The organism is Brevundimonas vesicularis NBRC 12165 (assembly GCF_001592205.1).
GTDB lineage: Bacteria > Pseudomonadota > Alphaproteobacteria > Caulobacterales > Caulobacteraceae > Brevundimonas > Brevundimonas vesicularis.
In genome coordinates, this window is record NZ_BCWM01000002.1 from 243,455 (window position 1) to 262,711 (window position 19,257).

At 68.9% G+C, this 19,257-nt stretch carries 20 protein-coding genes; 5 read left to right on the forward strand and 15 right to left on the reverse strand.

Annotation, left to right across the window (positions count from 1 at the left end; genetic code table 11):
* The first annotated feature begins 78 nt into the window (after positions 1–78).
* A complete protein-coding gene (locus BVE01S_RS02755; RefSeq protein WP_045811869.1) occupies positions 79–582 on the forward strand; it encodes a hypothetical protein in 504 nt (167 codons plus the stop codon).
* Here the strand turns inward: BVE01S_RS02755 and BVE01S_RS02760 are convergent.
* Positions 579–836 carry an Lrp/AsnC ligand binding domain-containing protein gene (locus BVE01S_RS02760; RefSeq protein ID WP_039244189.1) on the reverse strand — a complete coding sequence of 86 codons (258 nt, stop codon included), beginning with the start codon at positions 834–836 and terminating at the stop codon, positions 579–581. The genes BVE01S_RS02755 and BVE01S_RS02760 overlap by 4 nt on opposite strands.
* On the opposite strand from BVE01S_RS02760, the gene BVE01S_RS02765 reads away from it, so the two are divergent.
* On the forward strand, positions 835–1,689 hold the full coding sequence (locus tag BVE01S_RS02765) for an alpha/beta hydrolase (protein WP_205678574.1): 855 nt from the start codon (positions 835–837) through the stop codon (positions 1,687–1,689). The two genes, BVE01S_RS02760 and BVE01S_RS02765, sit on opposite strands and share 2 nt — an antisense overlap.
* Positions 1,690–1,790: 101 nt before the next feature.
* Here BVE01S_RS02765 and BVE01S_RS02770 read toward each other — a convergent pair whose 3' ends face one another.
* On the reverse strand, positions 1,791–2,147 hold the full coding sequence (locus BVE01S_RS02770) for a hypothetical protein (RefSeq protein ID WP_066623917.1): 357 nt from the start codon (positions 2,145–2,147) through the stop codon (positions 1,791–1,793).
* A gap of 148 nt (positions 2,148–2,295) precedes the next feature.
* On the opposite strand from BVE01S_RS02770, the gene BVE01S_RS02775 reads away from it, so the two are divergent.
* Complete coding sequence (locus BVE01S_RS02775; RefSeq protein ID WP_066623920.1) at positions 2,296–2,976, forward strand: bifunctional 4-hydroxy-2-oxoglutarate aldolase/2-dehydro-3-deoxy-phosphogluconate aldolase; 681 nt, start codon at positions 2,296–2,298, stop codon at positions 2,974–2,976.
* 14 nt (positions 2,977–2,990) lie between these two features.
* Here the strand turns inward: BVE01S_RS02775 and BVE01S_RS02780 are convergent, their stop codons facing one another.
* The 13 genes from BVE01S_RS02780 to BVE01S_RS02840 all read right to left on the reverse strand — a co-directional run bounded on the left by BVE01S_RS02780 (position 2,991) and on the right by BVE01S_RS02840 (position 17,385).
* Entirely contained in the window at positions 2,991–3,503 is a 513-nt protein-coding gene (locus BVE01S_RS02780; protein WP_066623926.1) for a periplasmic heavy metal sensor, read from the reverse strand.
* On the reverse strand, positions 3,500–3,901 hold the full coding sequence (locus tag BVE01S_RS02785) for a hypothetical protein (protein WP_066623929.1): 402 nt from the start codon (positions 3,899–3,901) through the stop codon (positions 3,500–3,502). The genes BVE01S_RS02780 and BVE01S_RS02785 overlap by 4 nt, the downstream gene beginning before the upstream one ends.
* Positions 3,898–4,470 carry an RNA polymerase sigma factor gene (locus BVE01S_RS02790; protein ID WP_055803350.1) on the reverse strand — a complete coding sequence of 191 codons (573 nt, stop codon included), beginning with the start codon at positions 4,468–4,470 and terminating at the stop codon, positions 3,898–3,900. The genes BVE01S_RS02785 and BVE01S_RS02790 overlap by 4 nt, the downstream gene beginning before the upstream one ends.
* 65 nt (positions 4,471–4,535) lie before the next feature.
* The gene (locus BVE01S_RS02795; RefSeq protein WP_205678533.1) at positions 4,536–5,165 is read right to left on the reverse strand and encodes an EF-hand domain-containing protein; all 630 of its coding nucleotides are present in this window, start codon (positions 5,163–5,165) and stop codon (positions 4,536–4,538) included.
* Positions 5,166–5,212: 47 nt separating this feature from the next.
* Complete coding sequence (locus BVE01S_RS02800) at positions 5,213–8,137, reverse strand: bifunctional [glutamine synthetase] adenylyltransferase/[glutamine synthetase]-adenylyl-L-tyrosine phosphorylase (RefSeq protein WP_066624134.1); 2,925 nt, start codon at positions 8,135–8,137, stop codon at positions 5,213–5,215.
* A gap of 4 nt (positions 8,138–8,141) precedes the next feature.
* Positions 8,142–9,569 carry a sensor histidine kinase gene (locus BVE01S_RS02805; protein ID WP_066623944.1) on the reverse strand — a complete coding sequence of 476 codons (1,428 nt, stop codon included), beginning with the start codon at positions 9,567–9,569 and terminating at the stop codon, positions 8,142–8,144.
* 138 nt (positions 9,570–9,707) lie between these two features.
* Positions 9,708–10,379: a response regulator transcription factor gene (locus BVE01S_RS02810; RefSeq protein WP_066623947.1), complete on the reverse strand. Its 672-nt coding sequence runs from the start codon at positions 10,377–10,379 to the stop codon at positions 9,708–9,710.
* 85 nt (positions 10,380–10,464) lie between these two features.
* Positions 10,465–12,006: a Do family serine endopeptidase gene (locus BVE01S_RS02815; protein ID WP_066623949.1), complete on the reverse strand. Its 1,542-nt coding sequence runs from the start codon at positions 12,004–12,006 to the stop codon at positions 10,465–10,467.
* 107 nt (positions 12,007–12,113) lie between these two features.
* On the reverse strand, positions 12,114–12,620 hold the full coding sequence (locus BVE01S_RS02820) for a cytochrome c-type biogenesis protein (protein WP_066623956.1): 507 nt from the start codon (positions 12,618–12,620) through the stop codon (positions 12,114–12,116).
* Entirely contained in the window at positions 12,617–14,605 is a 1,989-nt protein-coding gene (locus BVE01S_RS02825; RefSeq protein ID WP_066623957.1) for a heme lyase CcmF/NrfE family subunit, read from the reverse strand. Before BVE01S_RS02825 ends, BVE01S_RS02820 begins: the two co-directional genes overlap by 4 nt.
* Entirely contained in the window at positions 14,602–15,096 is a 495-nt protein-coding gene (gene ccmE / locus BVE01S_RS02830; RefSeq protein ID WP_066623958.1) for a cytochrome c maturation protein CcmE, read from the reverse strand. Before ccmE ends, BVE01S_RS02825 begins: the two co-directional genes overlap by 4 nt.
* 70 nt (positions 15,097–15,166) lie before the next feature.
* A complete protein-coding gene (gene ccmI, locus BVE01S_RS17355; RefSeq protein ID WP_066623960.1) occupies positions 15,167–15,985 on the reverse strand; it encodes a c-type cytochrome biogenesis protein CcmI in 819 nt (272 codons plus the stop codon).
* 44 nt (positions 15,986–16,029) lie between these two features.
* The gene (locus tag BVE01S_RS02840) at positions 16,030–17,385 is read right to left on the reverse strand and encodes a hypothetical protein (protein WP_066623962.1); all 1,356 of its coding nucleotides are present in this window, start codon (positions 17,383–17,385) and stop codon (positions 16,030–16,032) included.
* Positions 17,386–17,549: 164 nt separating this feature from the next.
* Between BVE01S_RS02840 and BVE01S_RS02845 the strand changes: the two genes are divergently transcribed.
* Both BVE01S_RS02845 and BVE01S_RS02850 read left to right on the forward strand, forming a co-directional pair.
* Positions 17,550–18,482, forward strand: a complete 933-nt coding sequence (locus tag BVE01S_RS02845; protein ID WP_066623966.1) for an ABC transporter ATP-binding protein — start codon at positions 17,550–17,552, stop codon at positions 18,480–18,482.
* Positions 18,479–19,246: an ABC transporter permease gene (locus BVE01S_RS02850; RefSeq protein ID WP_066623982.1), complete on the forward strand. Its 768-nt coding sequence runs from the start codon at positions 18,479–18,481 to the stop codon at positions 19,244–19,246. The genes BVE01S_RS02845 and BVE01S_RS02850 overlap by 4 nt, the downstream gene beginning before the upstream one ends.
* The last annotated feature ends 11 nt before the right edge of the window (positions 19,247–19,257 follow it).

A 19,257-nucleotide genomic window follows, 5' to 3' on the forward strand; every position in this document is an offset into this window, starting at 1 on the left:
GGCGCCAGCGTCACCCTTTGCCCGTCAGGCAACAGCTTGGCGGTTGGCGCGTTGCTGTGGCCTCGCGGAGGGATTTCCATGACCTATCTGACCCGGGCGGTGTTCGCCTTCGCCAGCCTGCTGCTGTTGCTGGCGGCCATGGCCCTGATCGGGTTCGGGGTGAAGGATGCGCTGCACGGCATCGGCTCGCCCGACAAGTCCGGCGCCGACGCGGTTTTGGACGTGCTGGGCTATGTAATCGTCGCCATCGCCGTCTTCGACGTGGCCAAATACATCTTCGAGGACGAGGTGCGGCGCGGCAACGAAAAGCGCAGCGCCGCCGAGGCCCGGCGCAGCCTGACCAAGTTCCTGTCGACCATCGTCATCGCCCTGTTCCTCGAAGCGCTGGTCGTGGTGTTCAAGACGGCGCGCGAGGACGTGGCGCAGCTGCTTTATCCCACCGCCCTTCTGATCGCCTCGGTGCTGGTGCTGGTGGGCCTGGGCGTCTTCCAGCGCCTGTCGGCCACGGTCGAGGAAAAGGTCGGCGACGACGACGAGGCCGAGGACCGCAAGGACAAGGTTAGGCGAAAGGCCGCGCCCTAGCCTTTGCTCGGCAGGAAGGGCGAGAAGGTAATGACCGTGAAGGTGTCGCGCACGTGCGGCCGCGTCTGGACCTGTTTCGTCACGAAGGTGCCGATGTCGGCGTCACGCGGCAGGTTGAACTTGGCCAGCAGGTCGTGCTGACCCGAGGTGGAATAGACCTCCGAGACGTTCTCGACATTGTCCACGATATCGGCCGCCACGTCGTTGGCGTAGCCCAGCTCGCATTTGATGAAGACGAAGATGGCGGTCATCATGGCGGATCAGTCCTCTGGTTCGAGGGCGCTTCTAGCGGACGAAGACGTGACGGGTAAGCCGCAAGACACAGACGCCGTGCTGGAGGCGCAATACAACAACCGCGCCCTGGTGCCCGACCATCCCGCCGTGATGGCGCGCTGGAAGACGGGATCGGAGACCGCCCGCGCCGCCCATCCGCCCCAATTCCTGAAATACGGCCCAGGCGAGCGCGAGCGGATCGACTGGTTCGACGCCGGGGACGGCGCGCCGGTCGTGGTCTTCCTGCACGGCGGATACTGGCAGGCGCTGGATGCGAGTTGGTTCAGCTTCGTGGCTCCGCCCCTGCTGGCCCACGGCGTCAGCGTCGCCATCCCGACCTATGACCTGGCGCCCAGCGTGCGGCTGGGCCGGATCGTCGATCAGGCGCGGGCGGCGGTCGACCTGATCCATGCCCGCACCGGCGATGCGCCGGTCGTCAGCGGCCATTCGGCAGGCGGGCATATGGCGGCCTGCCTGCTGGCGGACGGGCGGGCCTCGGCGGCGGTCGCCATCTCGGGCGTGTTCAATCTGGAGCCGCTGATCCCCACCTCGCTCAACATCGCCCTGGATCTGAATACGGCCGAGGCCGAGGCCCTGTCGCCTATCCGCTGGCCGGCGCCGGCCAGCGCAGTTCTGGACTGCATCGTCGGCGGCGCCGAAAGCGACGCCTTCGTGGACCAGAGCCGCGCCATGGCCGTGCGCTGGGGCGACGCCGGGGCCGAGACGCGGTTCGAGGCCCTGCCCGACCTGAACCATTTCACGGTTCTGGATCCGCTGTTCGATGCGCAGAGCACCTTGGTCCGGCGGCTGGCCGACCTGGCCCATCGACGCTGAGCGACAATCAGACCCGGCGGCGAAAATTAGAGTCTAATTCGTCTAATTCGTATGAAATCCCCCGCTCCCCTCCCTGACAGATGGGCTTGAGCGGCGAGGCTTCAAGAGGGGCGGTCGGCGCGCCAGATGAAGACGAAGTTGCGGTGTTCGGCCCAGGTCTGACCCTCGACATGGTCGCCCGCTAGGCAGGCCGCCGTGTGATAGGGGCCTGCGCCGTCGGCGGTGCGGAACGAGACGCACAGCCGGCCGTGCTGGCGCTTCCATCGGCCCGCCTCGATGCGGCTGTTGTAGAAGTCGCCCGTCACGACGCCGTCGGGCTGGAGCGTCAGGTTCATGGGTTGGCGATAGGGCTGGGCCGGATCGGTCGCCAGATCGACGGACCAGGCGCCGTCCATGTCGGCGGCGGTCGGCGGGTCCTGAACGGTCAGAAGGGCGACGACGGCGAGGGCGGCGAACATCCCGCTTCTCCAAGAGGGGATTGAGCGAACGACGGTCCGCCTTTCGTCACACGCCGTCAAGAGAACGCCCGCGCTAACGCGGTTTGACTTGACCTTGCGTTCGCGACAGCGGAGGTCGGACGCAAACCTATCGCAGAGGAACCCGTCCATGGCCCATGATCGCGTCAGCGTGCTTCAGGCGCTTCAGACCCAGGGCGTGTGCCCGGTCTTCTACCATCCCGACGCCGATGTCAGCCTGAACGTCATTCGCGCCTGCGCGCGCGGCGGGGCGCCGGTGGTCGAGTTCACCAATCGCGGCGACTTCGCCTGCGACCTGTTCGGCGAGATCAATCGCGAACTGATCAAGACCGACCCGAACGTGGTGCTGGGCATCGGCTCGGTCGTCGATACTGGAACGGCGTCGCTTTACCTGAACCGAGGCGCCCGGTTCGTGGTCAGCCCCTGCCTGATCCCCGACGTGGCCAAGGTCTGCAACCGCCGCATGGTCGCCTATTTCCCCGGCTGCGGTTCGGTTACCGACATCGGCGAGGCGCACGAGCTGGGCTGCGACATCGTCAAACTGTTCCCCGGCTCGTCGGTCGGCGGACCGGACTTCGTCAAGGCGGTCAAGGGCCCGATGCCTTGGGTCAAGATCATGCCCACCGGCGGCGTCGATCCGGACGAGGCGTCCATCGCCAAATGGTTCGGCGCGGGCATCGTCGCAGCGGGTATGGGCTCCAAACTGGTGACGGATGACGCCGTGAAGTCGGGCGACTGGGCCGCCATCGAGGCGTCGGTGCGTTCGGCGGTGAACGCCGTCGCCGCCTTCCGCGCATCCAGAAAAGGCTAAGCGCTGAAGCGCCGTCAGCGGGGCGCGCGGTCGTCCGGCTGACGGTGATCCGGTCCGTGGGCTGCGGCGCGACGGGCGGCGCCCTTGCGCTGAAGGATCGGGGCCAGGGCCTTGCGCTCCTCGGGCGTCAGCGTCGCCAGCACGGCGACCGCGCCTTTTTCCAAACGGGTGCGACCCCGCATCTCGGCCGCTCTGGACTGCTCCAGCAAGCTTTCGACCCGGGCCGCGTCCAGAGCGGGCTGACCGGCGACGTCGATGGCCTCGCGCCGAGCGGCGCGGGCCGCCTCGAAATCAGGACGCGCCGCCAGGGCCGATTCTCGCAGCGAGGTGCGCACGCGCTGGCGCACGGCCGGATCCAGATCGGCCAGCACCTCGGCCAGCGGTCCCTCGCGCCCCGGACGGCGTTGGTCCTCGATACGGCGTTCGATCCGGTCGCGATTGACGACATAGGTGACCCCGCCCGCCACGGCGAACAGGTTCAGGGCCACCGAGACGGCCAAGGCGATCTTCAGGCTCTTGGACGTCATCCCAGCAGTTCCGTGTCATCCACGCCCGTCAGCGAGGATTGGTAAAGCACCGCATCGGCGCGCGCGTCGGCGGTCAGATGGGTGGTCAGGCCGACGCCGGCGACCACGCCCGCACAGGCCGCGGCGGCCCAACCGGCGCCGAGGTACCAGATCGCCTTGCCCAGACGGCTTTTCGCCCGGGGCGCAGCCGCAAGGATGCGCGCGGCCAGGGCGGCGGACGGGACAGGTCTGGGCGCGACGTCGAGCAGAGCGTCCAGCGCGGCCGCCTGATCCAGCACCGCCTTCAGCGACGGATCGGCGGCGATCAGGCTTTCGGCGAAGGCGCGCTCGGACGCGGGCCACCGACGCAGGTCGGCGCCATAGGCGTCCGCCAGTTCGTGCAACCGTTCCGCCTTCATCGTCCGTCTCCTCTAATCGACCCCGGACCGATGTCCGAAAGGGCCAGACGCAATGCGCGACGACCGCGCGACAACAAACTCTCCAGCGCCTCGACGCTGATCTCCATCAGGGCCGCCGCATCGATATTCGACAGCTCCTGATAATGGCACAGGACGATGGCCTCGCGCTGTCGGTCCGGCAGACGTTTCAGGGCCGCCGTGACCCGCACGCCCGTCTCGGCCGCCAGCAGACCGCGATCCGGCGCCGGGCCTTCGTCGGGACGATCCGGCGGCGTGTCGGTCGGGATTTCGCGCCGACGCCTCAGCCGATCGTAACAGAGGTTCAGCGCGACCCGGTGCAGCCAGGTGTCGAACCGGGCCTTGCCGGGCGTCCATCTGGGCGCCTGACGCCAGGCCTTCAGCATCGTCTCCTGGGCCACGTCCTCGGCCTCGACCGCATCGCCCAGCATGCGCTGGGCCAGCGACAGGATGCGCGGCAGCTTGCGCGAGACGAGCGTCTGTGCCGCCGCCGGGTCGCCCTGCCCGACGCGCCGCACCAGATCCTCGTCGGGGTCGACGATCGCGACCAAACCTGCCTCTTCCGCTGCTGACGAAAGGGACCGGTGCGTTCACGACGGCCGACCCCGACACCGTCTTACTCCGAAGCCGGGACGGGGGAAGCGGGTTGTTGCGCCTGGCGGGCCGCGCGGCGTTCCTGGCGATCCGCGCGTTGAGCGGACATGGCTGCCCGGCGCTCGTCGGCGGAGATCACGCCGTCGCGGTTGGCGTCCATCTTGTCGAACCGCTCGCCCAGCTTGGCGGAGGCTTCGGCGATCACCACCGGCCCGCGTTCGCGTCCTTGTCCGCGCATGGCGTGATGCGCGCCCCCGCGACGTCCCTCACGATGACCGGCGCGTTCGGCGCGCGGACCGCGATCTGGGCGTGCGGCATGGCCGGCGTCGAACTCGGCGCGGCTGATGGAGCCGTCGCCGTTCGCATCCAGCTTGGCGAAGCGGTCGCCCGCGCGTTCGGCGCGACGGGCCTGCATGGCGGCGGCACGCTCTTCTGGGCTGACAACGCCGTCGCGGTTCGTATCGAGCGCGGTCAGACGCGCGATGCGCGCATCGACGAACTCGGCGCGGGTGATCTGGCGGTTTGGATCCGCGCGCGCATGATGCGGCGCAGCGGCGCCGGCGGCGGGGGCCGGGGGAACCTGTGCGGTCGCGGCGCCGGCGGCGGCGGCCAGAGCGATGACGCCCAGGCCGGTCAGAAAGGTGTTTCTCATCTCGATCATCTCCACGGGCGCGTCTGGCGCCCTTTGACATTGCCCTGTCAGGAGATTGAACGCGGTCTGTCGGATTCTCCGTCGCGGCCTACTGGCACCGCCCGCTCGAAGGCCTTTCGGGCCCGCGCGCGCAGGTCGGTCAGTTCGGTCTTCAGCGTGTCGAAGTCCGGCGCGCCGGCGGCCTCGGCCAGGCGCAGCTGGAAGACGCCGGGCTCGCCCTCCGGATCGACCCGCCCCTCGAAGGCGGCGGCCAGAAGATGGGCCAGACGCTGCTGCACGCGCCAGGCCTCGGCTAGGACCGGGTCGTCGTGCAGGGCCTCAAGCGTCGACAGGGTCAAAGGCTCGCCGATGGCGGCGGCTTGAAGCTGGCGGAACTGGGCCGCGAACTCGGCGTCCACCTGCCCACCCGGCGACAGCTTCAAGTCCCAGAAGCCGTGCGGGCGACGCTCGCGATCCATCAGAGCGCGCATCTTTCGGATGTCGGCGGCGACATCGACGCCGGGACGCGGGCGACGCAGGGCGGCCTCGATAGCGGCCGAAACCTGGGTGCCGAACTTGGGATCGCTGGCCCAGACCACGCGAGCGCGAGTCAGAACCATGAACTCCCACGTCTCGGCCTCCTTGGCGTAATAGGCGTCGAACGCCTTCAGCCGCACCGAAACCGGCCCCTTGGAGCCGGTGGGGCGCAGGCGCATGTCCACCTCATAGAGGCCGCCTTCCGCCGTATGCGCCGACAGGGCCGCAATCAGCCGCTGGGTGAAGCGGGCGTAGAAGACGTCGGCGGTCCAACCCTTGATCTCGGACGTCGCCTCGGGCGGCGCCTCGTACAGCGTCATCAGATCAAGATCCGATCCGGCCGTCATCTCGCGCGATCCGGCCTTGCCCAAGGCGACCACCGCCACCGCGCCGGCGAAGGCGCCGCCCAACCGTTCGGTCTCGGCCAGCGCCGCCGGCGACAAGGTGCGCATGGCGGCGTCGGCCAGGGCGGCGTAGGCGCGGCCCGCCGCCTCGGCCCCCGCCCTGCCGGTCAGAGCGTGGATGCCGATGCGGAACATCTGCTCGCGGTGCAGGCGGCGCACGGCGTTCATGGCCCCTTCGAAGTCCTCCGTCTCGCCGGCCTCGCGCAGCATCTGCTCGGTCAGGCCGGTCTCTTCGGACAGATCGACCAGGAAGCGGGCGTCCAGCACACCGTCCAGCGCCGCCGGTTGCCGGCCAAGCGTCCGGGCGAGACGCGGCGCGAATGCCATGACGCCCAGCACCATCTCGAACAGTTTGGGCTGGTTCAGGAACAGGGCCTGGACCTGCACGCCCGCCGCCAGGCCGGAGAAGAAGACCGCGAAACGGCGAAACGCATCGTCCGGCGCACCGGATCGGGCCAGAGCCTCCAGCAGGCGCGGGGCCAGGCGGGTGAACAGCTCACGGCCGCGCGACGTCCTCGTCGCGGGGATGCGACCGTGGTGCCAGCTGCGGATCGTGTCGGCGACGGACGGCGCCTCGGAAAAGCCCATGCGGCGCAGGGTTTCCAGCGTCTCGGGATCATTCTCGACCCCGGTGAAGACCAGGCTGCCGTAGCTGGAGTCCAGATCTTCGCCGCCCTCGAACAATTCGCCGTAGCGGGCGTTGATCCGCGCCAGCAGGGCCTCGACCCGGGCGTCGAAGGCCGCAAGATCGGCGGAACCGTCAAGCGCAGCGACGGCGGCGCGGCGCTCGGCGTCCTCGGGCAGGCGGTGGGTCTGCTCGTCGTCGAGCATCTGCACGCGGTGCTCCAGCCCGCGCAGCGCGACATAGGCGGCCGACAGTTCTTCGCAGACCGCCTGGGGCACATGGCGCGCGTCGGCCAGAGCCTTCAACGCCTCCAGCGTGCGCTGTTTGCGCAAAGCCGGATCGCGGCCGCCCAGGATCAGCTGTTGGGTCTGGGCGTAGAATTCGATCTCGCGGATGCCGCCGCGACCCAGCTTCAGATTGGCCCCGGCGGCCTGCAGTCCCTCGCCCGTCTTGTGGACGTGGATCTGTTTCTTGATCGACTGGATGTCGAGCACGGCCGCGTAGTCCAGGCTGCGCCGCCAGATGAAGGGGATCATGGCCTTCAGGAACCGACCCGCCGCGCGCATGTCGCCCAGCACCGGCCGCGCCTTGATGAAGGCCGCCCGCTCCCAGTTCTGGCCGACGCTCTCATAATAGGCCAGGGCCATCGGCCCGGCGACGACCGGCGGGGTCGAGGATGGGTCGGGCCGCAGCCGCAGATCGACGCGGAAAACATAGCCGTCGCCCGTCCGCTCGGTCAGCAGGGTGGCGATCCCCTTGCCGACGCGATTGGCGAAGTCCTGCATCTCCTCGCCTTCGCGCAGGGCGAGGCCCATCAGGCGCGGCTCGAAGAAGAGGGAGATATCGATATCGGACGAATAGTTCAGTTCATTGGCGCCATGTTTGCCCATGGCCAGGCCGAACAGGCCCGGAATGGGGCCGCGCGGATCGCCGGGCGGCGAGATCAGCCGGCCGCGCGCCCTCTGTTCGGCGGCGACGGCGCGCAGGGCGGCCCGGCATGCGGCGTCGGCGAACCGGGACAGGGCGTCGGTGACCTGATCCAGATCCCACACCGCGCCCAGATCGGCCAGGGCGGTCAGCAGGTGCAAGTCGGCCTTCAGCACGCGCAGCGGGGCGCGCACCGCGTCCGGCTCGGCGTCCAGCGCGTCCGTGTCGCGAATGATCCGCTCCAGCGCTTCGACCGGATCGGCTTCCAGCAGGCTTCGCAGATGGGCGGGGCGACGCCGCATCAGACCGGCGAGATAGGGCGAGGCGCCGGCGACGGGGGCCAGGGCGGGCCAGGCGGCGTCCAGAGTCTCGCGCCAGCCGTCGGCGTCAGCGGCTGCGGTCAGAGTTTCGTGCAGGCGGTCGGCGGCGGCGATATTTGTAACCGGACCGGCGGCGATAAGGCTGTCAGCCAACGGGATCGAGGATTGTGCATGGGCCATCACATCATCCGCTCATCCCGGTCGAGGCCGGCGGCAGCACCAGCGCCACCCGCAACCCCGGTCCGAAGTCGCCGTAGGCGCCTGGACCTTCGTCCAGCACTACCCGTCCGCCGTGGGCCTCGGCCACCGCCGTCACCAGCGAAAGCCCAAGGCCCGAGCCGGGTTCGGTGCGGCTGTTGTCCAGGCGCACGAACCGCTGGACCACCCGCTCGCGGTCCTCTTCCGGCACGCCCGGTCCGGTGTCGGTGACGGAATATTCGATCTCGCCCGACGAGCGGCGGCGCGCGCGCAGCTTCACCGCCCCGCCGGCGGGTGTGTATTTGATGGCGTTGTCGATCAGATTGGCCAGGGCCTGGGCCAAAAAGGGCTGGTTGCCTTCGATCATCAGCCCCTTTTCGACCTCGGACGAGAAGTCGATGTCCTTGTCCTCGGCTGCGGGTTCATAAAGCTCGGCCATGTCGGCGGCGAGGTCGGCGGCGTCCATGATCTTGGGATCCGGTGCACCGCCCGCCTGCAGACGCGCGATGGCCAGGACGGTGTTGAACGTCTTCAGCAGATGGTCGGCCTCATCCAGGGCGATGCCCAGGGCGTCCACCCCGTCGATCTTGCCGGCTTCGGCGTCGATCAGGGCCACCTCCAGCTTGGCCCGCATCCGCGTCAGGGGCGAACGCAGGTCGTGGGCGATGGCGTCGCCGGCATGGCGGATCGACGACATGGAGGCCTCCAGCCGGTCCAGCATGGTGTTCAGCCCTTGGCCCAGTTCATCCAGTTCGTCGCCGGTGTGGCGCACGGGCGCACGGACCTTGAGATCGCCTTCCTGCACCGACTGCACGACACGGTTCAGCCCGGCCATGGCGTTTTCGACCCGCCGGCTGATGTAGAGACCGCCCGCCAGGCCAAGCAGCATGACCAGGGCCATGGCGCCCCACAGGGCCTGGGTCAGACGCGCCAGATAGGCTTCGATGTCGCCGATGTCCTGACCGACGAACAAATGTTCGCCGCCGGCCAGGGTGGTGATCACCCCGATGGAGCGCCGACGCTGGACCTTGCCTTGCGCATCCGTGTCGGTCAGGCGGAAGCTTTCCCAGTCGCTGGCGCCGGCCGGCAGGCTGAGGTCGATGTCGATCGGCGATTCGGTGATGTTGCCGGTGATCGTCTTTCCGGCCGCGTCGGTCAGCAGATACAGATACGGCCCGCCCCGGATCGACCGCTCCACCAGCGCCTGGTTCAGGGCGTCAATGCCGCGCGTGCCGTGGATCGCCGTCAAGGCACCCAGCTCGATCTCAACGTCCGCTTTGGCCCGCCCTTGGGCCTCTGACGCCGAGGCGAAATAGACATAGGCCAGGATCGCCCCCGCCGCCGCCACGAACAGCGCCAGGAACAGCAGCGTCAGCCGGAAGGGCGTGCGGCGAAGGAGGGAGGGGAGGCGCACTAAAATCCTCCCCCGTTCACGGGGGAGGGGGACCACGAAGTGGTGGAGGGGGCGGGGTCAGCGCCGGTGTCTGGGGTCGCCCCTTCCACCGCCGTGCCGGCGGTCCCCCTCCCCCGCGTTGCGGGGGAGGATCTCAAGTCAAGCCTCCAACCGGTACCCCGCCCCGCGCACGGTCTGCAGCATCGCACGGTCGAAGCCCTTGTCGATCTTGGAGCGCAGGCGGCTGATGTGGACGTCGATGACGTTGGTCTGAGGGTCGAAATGGTATTCCCAGACCTTCTCCAGCAGCATGGTGCGGGTCACCGACTGGCCGGCGTGGCGCATCAGGAACTCCAACAGCTGGAACTCTCGCGGCTGAAGATCGATCTCGGCCGCGCCGCGATGGACGGTGCGGGCGATCAGGTTCATTTCCAGGTCGCCGACCTTGAGCACGGTCTGGACCCCGCCGGTCTCGCGACGACGGGCGAGAGCCTCGACCCGCGCGATCAGTTCGGCGAAGGCGTAGGGCTTGACCAGATAGTCGTCGGCGCCGGCCTTCAGGCCCGTGACCCGGTCCTCGACCTCGCCCAGGGCCGACAGGAACAGGACCGGCGTCTGATCGCCGCCCTTGCGCACCGTCTCGACCATGCCGACGCCGTCCAAGCGCGGCATCATCCGATCCACCACATAGACGTCGTAGCCGCCCTTTTGCGACTCCAGCAGCCCAAAGGCGCCGTCCACAGCGTGGGTCACCTCATGTCCGGCTTCGGACAGGCCCCGCACCATGGCGGTCGCCGCCTCGGCGTCATCCTCGACCACCAAAATCCGCATCGAAACCCCTCCCGGAATCAAAATCGCCGCCGATGGTAGCGCATCGGCGGCGATAGGGTGAGTTAAGGCTTGGTCAGAATGCCGATCATTCGCCGGTGGCGAAGCGCAGCGGCACCGGGCTGGTGCCCTGGGGCGTGCGGACGAACAGCAGGATGCTGGGTCGGCCCGCCTGTTTCGCCGCCGCCACCGCAGTGCGCAGATCGGCCGCGGAGGTGATGTTGCGGTCATTCGCACGGGTGATGACGAAGCCCGGCTGGAAGCCGAGACGCGCCGCAGCCGACTCCTGCTCCACATTGGTGATGACCACGCCGGTCACGCTTTCCGGAATGTTGAAACGCGACCGGGCGGCAGGCGTGATGGCCGTCACACCGAGGCCTTCGATGGTTTCGCCTTGGCCCGGCTGAGCCTGACCCGGAGCCGCAGAACCGCCTCCCTCTTCACCGGCGTTCAGCTCCTCTTCCGACGGACGCGTGCCCGAACGGACGTTAAGCGTCTGACGGCGGCCGTCGCGGATCACTTCCAGGCGGATGGTGTCGCCCGGCTTGGCCGACCCGACCCGGCGCGTGGCTTCCTGGCTGTTGGCTACGGCCTCGCCGTTGACGCCGACCAGCAGATCCCCAACCTGAACGCCGCCGCGCGCAGCAGGACCGCCGTCGGTCACGCTCTCGATCAGGGCGCCCTTGAAGTCCTTGGGCTGACCCAAGGCTTCCCAGCCATCGGGGCTGAGGGTGCGAAGGCCCAGGCCGACATAGCCGCGCTCGATCGACTGACCGCGCATCAGGCGTTCGGTGATCGACTTGGCGGTCTCGGCCGGGATGGCGAAGCCGATGCCGACCGATCCGCCGGTGGGCGAATAGATGGCCGAGTTCACGCCGATGACGCGGCCGTGGATGTCGAAGGTCGGGCCGCCCGAGTTGCCCCGGTTGATGGCGGCGTCGATCTGGATGTAGTCGTTGTAGCCTGACGGATCGATGTCGCGCGCCTTGGCCGAGACGATGCCGGCCGTGGCGGTGCCGCCCAGGCCGAACGGGTTGCCGATGGCGATGACCCAGTCGCCGACGCGCGGCTCGGCTGTCTCTTCGAAACTGACATACTTGAAGTCATTGCCCTCGACCTTGATCACGGCCAGGTCGGTGCCGGGATCGCGACCGATCAGGCGGGCCGGCAGTTCGCGGCCGTCCGACATCTTGACCTTGATCTCGGTCGCGTCGGCGACGACGTGGTTGTTGGTGACGATGAAGCCGTCCTGGGAGATGAAGAAGCCCGATCCGGCGCCCTGGGTCGTCTGCGGCTCATCACCGCCCTGACCGCCGCGACCTTGCGGCGGCACGAACTGGAACGGCAGGCCGGGAATGGTGAAGGCGCCGCCCTGGGGCTGGTCCACCTTGACCGTCACGTCGATCTGAACGACGGCCGGCGAGACCTGATCGAAGATTGTCGCGAAACTGCTGGGCGCGCCCGGCGGGGGCGTGAAACTGTCGCCGTTGGCCGGGACCGGGGTGATCCGGTTGACCGCCTGCGGTTCCGCATGCGCGCCGGGCCAGTTGATGACGCCGCCGGCGGTCGCCGCCGCCGCCAGGGTCAGGCCGGCCGCGGCCCCGAGAATGAACTCCTTGCGCTTCAGCATCGTGGTCCTTGCGATCCTCTGTCCAGCGCCATGCGGGCGCCGGTTTCGCGATTGATATAGGCCGGACGGCGCTTACGCCAATCCCAGCCGCCGATCGTTGATCTCGACTAGCGCCCGTCGTGAGGCGAGGTTGCGTCAGGATCGCGGCGAAGCTTCTCATTTCGCAGAACTTCGTCCAGTCGGCCTTCTTCTTCGGCAGTGAGAGGCGCGGCCTCGACCGGACGACGGCGCGCGCGCAGCATCAGCACGGTGACCGCCAGCAGCACCAGGGCGAACGGCCCGAACCACAACAGCCATGTGCCTGCCCGCACCGGCGGGGTGAACAGCACATAGTCGCCGAAACGCCGCACCAGGTCGTCGCGTACCGCCTGGTCCGAGGCGCCGGCAGCGATCTCCTCGCGGATCAGGCGGCGCATGTCGCCCGCCACGCCCGCCGGACTGTCGGCGATGGCCTCGTGCTGGCAAACGACGCAGCGGACATCCTTGAACAGGGCCTGTGCGCGGGCCTCCTGCGTCGCATCAGGCAAGGGCCTGTCCGGCGCGGCGGGCGGCTCGGCCGCCGTCAGCATCAGCGCCAAGACCGGCGCGGCCAGCAGGATCAGATACCGCCTCATGCCGTCTTGCGCCGTCGCGGACCGATGCCGACCCGCAACCGCCGATCCATCAGGGACAGGACGCCGCCCAGGGCCATGATCATCGGTCCCAGGAAGATCAGTCGCGCCCAGGGGTTCCAGTACAGGCGCACGACCCAGGCCGGCTGCTGCGGACTGCCCGCCCGTTCGCCGATCACGACATAGACGTCGTCCAGTCCCCGGAAATCCAGCCCGACCTCGGTGGTGGTCTGACCGCCGGCGGGGAAGAAGCGGCGCTCGGCCGTGACCGTGCTGGCTCGGCCGCGATCATCTGTAGCGCGCACCGTCAGTCGGCCCTGTTCGGCCAGATAGTTCGGCCCCTCGACCACGCGGACGTCGTCCAAGGTGACGGTCCAGGGGCCGGCGGAGACGCTCTGGCCCAGCGACAGGGCGCGCGCCGTCTCGGCCTTGAAGCCGGTCTCGACCACCGCCCCCAGGATGAAGACGCCCAGGCCCAGGTGCGCGAAGGTCATGCCCCAGGCGCCCAGCGGCAGGCCCTTCAGACGACGCAGAGTCTCGGCCGCCGAGGCGCGGAACAGTCGCGCGCGTTCGGCCACCTCAGCCAGCGATCCCAGGATCAGCCAGGCGCCCAGGCCGATCCCGGCGGCGGCCAACGCCTTTTTCGGTTCCCACAGCGCATAGGCCGCCAGAGCCGACACGATGGCCAGACCTGCCGCTACGGCCAGACGCTGCATCGCGCCGGGCAGGTCGTCGCGCTTCCAGGCCAGCAGCGGCCCGGCCGGCAGGATGATGAAGGCGACCATCATCAGCGGCGTGAAGGTCGCGGCGAAATAGGGCGGGCCGACCGAGATAGTCGCGCCGGACGCGGCCTCCAGGATCAGGGGATACAGGGTGCCCAGCAGCACGGTCGCGGCCGCCGCCGTCAGGAACAGATTGTTCAGCACCAGCGCGCCCTCGCGGCTGACCGGCGCGAACATTCCGCCGCCCTTCAGCTGGGGGGCGCGCCAGGCGAACAGGGCGAAGGCGGCGCCGGCCGTAACGCCCAGAATCGCCAGCAGCATCAGGCCGCGCTGGGGATCGACGGCGAAGGCGTGGACGCTGGTCAGCACGCCCGACCGCACCAAAAAGGCGCCCAGCATGGAGAAGGTGAAGGCCAGCAACGCAAGGAAGACGGTCCAGCCTGCCAGCGCGCCGCGCCGCTCGGTCACGACAGCGCTGTGCAACAGGGCCGCCCCCGCCAGCCAGGGCATGAATGACGCGTTCTCGACCGGGTCCCAGAACCACCAGCCGCCCCAGCCCAGCTCATAATAGGCCCAGAACGACCCCAGGGTGATGCCGACAGTCAGGAAGGCCCAGCTGGCGAGCGCCCAGGGCCGCACCCAGCGGCCCCAGGCGGGCCAGAAGGCGGTCTGCGCCCGTCCCTCGATCAGGGCCGCGACGGCGAGGGAGAAGCAGACGGAAAAGCCGACATAGCCGGCGTAGAGCAGCGGCGGATGCACGGCTAGGGCCGGGTCCTGCAGCAGGGGGTTGAGCGAGGCCCCCTGGAACGGCGCGGGGTCCAGACGCGTGAAAGGGCTGGAGGTGAAGACGGCGAAGGCCAGGAAAAGCGAGCCCAGCGCGCCCTGCACCGCCACGGCCGAGGCCTTCAGCCCGAACGGCAAGCCGCGCGCCCGGGCCAGCGCCCCGCCGAAGACGGTCAGCACCAGGCACCACAGCAGCAGCGACCCCTCGTGGCTGCCCCAGGCGCCGGCGACCTTGTACAGCATCGGCTTGTCGGTGTGGCTGTTGGCCGCGACGTTGGAGACCGAGAAGTCGGACACGACGAAGGCGTAGATCAGCGCAGCGAAACTGAGGGCGACCGCGCCCGCCGCCGCCAGCGCCGCGCCTTGCGCCGCCCCGGCCAGCACAGGGCTGCGGCGCGCGCGTCCGGCCGCCGACAGGCCCGTCTGCAGGATCGACAGCGCCAGAGCCAGCGCCAGGGCGAAGGCCCCAAGCTCAGCGATCATAGGGGAACGGTCTTGCTGGCTGCGGCCGTGGTCGGCGCTGCGTCCGGCCGCCACTCGCCCTTTTCCTTCAGCCGGTCGGAGACCTCGCGCGGCATATAGTTCTCGTCGTGCTTGGCCAGGACCTGGCTGGCGTGGAATGTGCGGTCGGCCCCGAACGCCCCTTGCGCCACGATCCCCTGCCCTTCGCGGAACAGGTCGGGCAGGTCGCCGTGATAGACGACGCGGGTCGTCGCGGCGTTGTCGGTAACGGAAAAGGCCACCACGCCGTCGCCGGACTTCTGCACGCTGCCGACCTCGACCAGACCGCCCAGGCGGATGTTGCGGCCCTCGGGCGCCTTGTCGACCGTGGCCTCGGACGGGGAATAGAAGAAGGTCACGCTGTCCTGCATCGCCCACAGCGACAGGCCGACCGCCAGCGCCAGGATCGGCGCCACGGCGGCGACGACCCACAGGCGACGACGCGCCTTCGGCGATTTCGGCAGCCAGCTCATGCGACGGACATTCCGGGTTCGGAGGACGGATCGGCGGCATATACCGCCGTCGCGGCGCGCGACCAACGCGTCATTGCGCGCCGTCCTTCGGCAGTCGCCGCTCTAGGTCCAGACGACGCGGGTCGGCCGGATCCAGCGCGGCGATCAGGGGCGTCCACAGGGTGCGCGCCGAGGCGTCGTCGCCCCGCCGCAGGGCCGCCTCGCCGAGGAAGAAGCGCGCGCCCAGCTGGTCCGAGTCCAGCTTCAGCGCCTCGCGGAAGGCGGCCTCGGCGTCGCCGCCGATCTGGTCGTCATTGGCGACCACCAGGCTCTCGCCCAGTCGCGCCCAGGCCTGGGCGTCCTTGGGGTCGAGGGCGATCAGGCGACGGAAGGCCGACGCCGCGCCCAGGGGATCGCCGGCCGCATAACGCGCCGCGCCCAGCATGGCCAGCGCCTGGCGATCCTGCGGCCGTTCGCGCACGACTCGCGCCGTCACGGCGGCGAGCTGCGCCGGCTCCAGCCCCTCCAGGTTCGCCGCCCAGTCGTCGACGCGCCGCTCATAGGCCTGGTCCGGCAGGCCGGGCGCGCCTGTGAAGACATAGAGGCCCAGCGCGCCGGCGACCGTCACGGCGATCCCCCCCAGCACCCAGAACCGATCCTTAGGCCCAGCCACGGGGGCCGCGGTCGTCGTCATGGCCAAAAGCCGCCGCCCCGCCTCGGCTCGTGCGCTGGCATAGGCCGCGTCGTCCAGCAGGCCGCGAGCCTTCAGCCGATCCAGTTCCTCGATCTCGCGCGAGCCGGCCTGGGTCTCGGCCCCTGCGGCCGGATCGGCGCGGCGCCGTGCGCCGGTCAACACCAGCAGGGCGGCCAGGGCCGCCGCCAGTCCCGTCATTATCCAGAACACGATCATCTGCGCCGTCTAACCCATCCGCGAACGTCGGGCGAGGCGTCGTTTCAGCCCAGCCGCGCCATTTCCGCCGAGGCTGCGCGTCGCCTGACCGCGCGCGCCGCCTCCAGCGCCTCGATCACGGTCAGGAACCGCGCCGCGACACCGATCAGACGCAGCACATGGTCGGGATTTTCGGCTTCGCCGTCCGACAGACTGTTCAGCGCCTCGTCGGACCAGGTGGAGAGGTAGTCGGTCAGGTCGGCCTTCAGTCCCGAGCGATCGGCTTCGCAGCCGAAGGTGACGGCCGCGCCGCGCAGGGCCGCCACCGCCGCCAGCAGGGCCGCCGCCGCCTCGATCGGTTCGCCCTCGGCCGGCGCCTCCAGCCAGGGCGACATCCGCGTCATGCGTCCGGTGATGACCTGGCGCTTCATCGGCAGGGCGGCGTGGACGGCGCTGGAGGCGGACTTCATCAGGCCGGAAAGCTGGCCCGACACCTGGACCCGCGCCATCCGCGCCGCCTTGCCCCAGCTTGAATCGGGCCGCACCTGCAGGCTGAGGTCCATCTCGGCCAGCACGCCCGCGCACCAGCTGACGTCGTCCACCACACCCAGCATCGCCGTCTCTCCCAGCGACGAACGGACGACGGCGGCGATCTTTTGCACCCGCACCTGAACGGAGGTCAGCAGCCGCTCGACGAAGACGCCCATGTCGGAATGGCTGAGGGTGATTTCGCGGTCGGCCAAGCGGCTGGTCCGCGTCACGACCCGCAGCATCCGCTCGGCGTCCGCCACATGGGCGAACAGGATGTCGATCATGCGCCGCCCGCCGTCCGGCGACATCGCCAGACAGTCCTGGATCAGCAGCCTCAAACCCGCCAGTTGGTTGTCGTCGGGGCGCTCCAGCCAAACGGGCAGGCGCGGCAAGGCGCTGCGGGCCAGAGGCGTCAGGTCGAAACAGCCGGCCAGTTCGACCGGGGTGGATGGGGGCTGGTCGTCGGCGGGACGCTGAAACTCGGGCCAGACGTCGCGCGGCCGGTCGCGCAGCACGGCGGCCGCCTTGGCGCACAGCCGATCGGCGGCCAGGGTCCATTCGCCGTCCACGGCGACGGCGCCGTCCAGCAGAGGCAGGAAATCCTCCTCGCCCTGCACCGCCTCGCGCCAGACCCGTTTCAGGACCCGAGGCGGAAAGGCCAGGGCCGGCACGCCGTCGGCGCGCGGCTGAAACAGCGGCAGCAGGGGCGCAAAGGCCGTGCCGCGACGGGCGCGATCGCGCGCCTCTGCGGCGACGATATTCGCCAGTTCGGCCGCCTTGTCGCCCTTCAACGCCGCCACGGCCGCGCCCAGCATCCCCAGCGATGCGTCGGGACAGGCCTCGACGATCGCCGTCAGAGCGGCGTGGTGGGCGGCGGACAGGGACGGCACGAAAGCTCCTGCCAAAACTCAACTCAAGCCGGCACCGTGCGACAATCGGGTTAACAACGACTTGGCGTCCATTGAGCGCCGCTTCCACTTGAGTCAGGCGTCAGGCACGCCATATTGCCGCCACACCCGGCCAGCGCCGCCGTGCGCGCCGGAAAGGAAAGCCCATGCCCGTAATCGAGATCGACGGCCTGACCAAGACCTACAAGTCGGGGCATCAGGCGCTGAAGCGCATCGACCTGACGATCAACAAGGGCGAGATTTTCGCCCTGTTGGGACCGAACGGCGCGGGCAAGACCACGCTGATCTCCATCGTCTGTGGCATCGTCACGCCCACCACTGGGACCGTGGTCGCCGACGGCCATGACATCCAGTCCGACTTCCGCGCCGCCCGCACCAAGATCGGTCTGGTGCCGCAGGAGCTGACCACCGACGCCTTCGAAACCGTGCTGGCCACCGTCACCTTCAGTCGGGGCCTGTTCGGCAAGGCGCCGAACCCCGCCTTCATCGAAGGCGTGCTGAAAGACTTGTCGCTGTGGGACAAGCGCGACGCCAAGATCATGACCCTGTCGGGCGGGATGAAGCGGCGGGTGATGATCGCCAAGGCCCTGAGCCACGAGCCGGACATCCTGTTCCTGGATGAGCCGACCGCCGGGGTCGATGTCGAGCTGCGTCGCGACATGTGGGCCATGGTCAGAAAGCTGCGTGAGCGCGGCGTCACCATCATCCTGACGACCCACTACATCGAGGAGGCCGAGGAAATGGCCGACCGGGTGGGCGTGATCCTGAAGGGCGAACTGATCCTGGTCGAGGAAAAGTCGGCCCTGATGAAGAAGCTGGGCAAGAAGACCCTGACGCTGAACCTGATCGAGCCGTTGGGCGCCCTGCCCGCCGAACTGTCCGGCTGGGACCTGACGCTGAATAACAAGGGCGGAGAGCTGGAGTATAGTTTCGACGCCAATGCTGACGACACAGGCGTGCCGTCGCTGATCCGTCGGCTTGAGGCGCTGAACATCGGCTTCAAGGACTTGAACACTCGCCAGAGCTCGCTGGAAGACATCTTCGTCAGCCTGGTTCACCAGAACGGAGCCGCGGCATGACCTTCAACGGATACGGCGTCTGGGCCATTTATCGCTTCGAGATGGCGCGGGCGCTGCGCACCCTGTGGCAGAGCGTGGTCACCCCGGTGATCACCACGGCCCTTTATTTCGTCGTCTTCGGCGGCGCCATCGGCAGCCGGATGCAACAGGTGGACGGCGTGCCCTACGGCGCCTTCATCGTGCCGGGGCTGATCATGCTCAGCCTGTTCACACAGTCGATCTTCAACGCTTCGTTCGGCATCTACTTCCCCAAGTTCACCGGTACGATCTACGAGATCCTGTCGGCGCCGGTGTCGTCGCTGGAGATCGTGCTGGCGTATGTCGGCGCGGCGGCGACCAAGTCGGCGGTGCTGGGCCTGATCATTCTGGCCACGGCGGCCTTCTTCGTGCCGCTGCAGATCCTGCACCCGGTCTGGATGATGGCCTTCTTGATCCTGATTTCGGTGACCTTCAGCCTGTTCGGCTTCATCATCGGGGTCTGGGCCAATGGGTTCGAGCAGCTTCAGATGATCCCGATGCTGGTCGTGACGCCCCTGACCTTCCTGGGCGGCGCCTTCTATTCCATCGACATGCTGCCGGACGGCTGGCGCATGGTGACCCTGTTCAACCCTGTGGTCTATCTGATCTCGGGCTTCCGCTGGGCCTTCTATGGTCAGGGGGATGTGGCCATCGGCTTCAGCGTCGCCGCCACCCTGGCCTTCTTCGCCGTCTGCCTGGGCATCGTCATGTGGATGTTCAAGACCGGCTACCGGCTCAAGAACTGATCCGTCACGAA